Source organism: Methylobacterium nigriterrae, assembly GCF_037106235.1.
GTDB classification, from domain to species: Bacteria; Pseudomonadota; Alphaproteobacteria; order Rhizobiales; family Beijerinckiaceae; genus Methylobacterium; species Methylobacterium nigriterrae.
Genome location: NZ_JBAWTG010000502.1, coordinates 1 through 559, shown reverse-complemented (window position 1 = coordinate 559; position 559 = coordinate 1). Strand labels below are relative to the sequence as shown.

Annotated in this window: 1 protein-coding gene; it reads left to right on the top strand. The window is 69.4% G+C overall.

All coding sequences use genetic code 11. The annotated features are described in order from the left end of the window. Positions 1-210 precede the first annotated feature (210 nt). A partial coding sequence (locus WDW90_RS37960; protein ID WP_336492853.1) for a hypothetical protein occupies positions 211-559 on the top strand: 349 nt, incomplete at its 3' end.

Genomic DNA, 559 nt, shown 5'->3' with positions numbered 1-559 from the left:
CAAGAACGGCGTGCTCAGCGTGAGCCTGCCCCGCTCGGCCAAGGCGCCGGAGCACGGGCGGCGCATCGCGATCAACGGCGCCAAGGCACAGGAGACGGCACACTGATCGCGCTGCCCGGCGCATGAACGAACTGAACGCATGACATGGCGGCCGGCGCGGACATAGGTCGCGTCGGCCGCTCAGCCTTTGCTCAACGAGAGGAGGGTCTCATGCAGAGGATCGAGACAACCATCGAACGGCTCGGCCCGGTGGCCTCCGCCACCCTCAGATCGTCGGCCGTGGATCCGTTCGAGGCCTTCGTCGCGCCCGGCGACGTCTTCCGGCACCCGCGCGAGGTGCTGGCCTATCCTGGGCTGTCGAAGGCCGAGAAGCGCGCCATCCTGGCATCCTGGGCATCCGACGCCCGCGCCGTCGAGTCCTGCCCAACCCTGCGCTGCCTGCCAGGCTGCAAGGCCGAGTCGGTGCCACTTCACGAGGTGCTCGCGGCTTTGCTCGAACTCGACGGGGTCACAGCGGCGGGTCGGGCCACCGAGGTGCCGGAACACCGCGTCCTGCAAC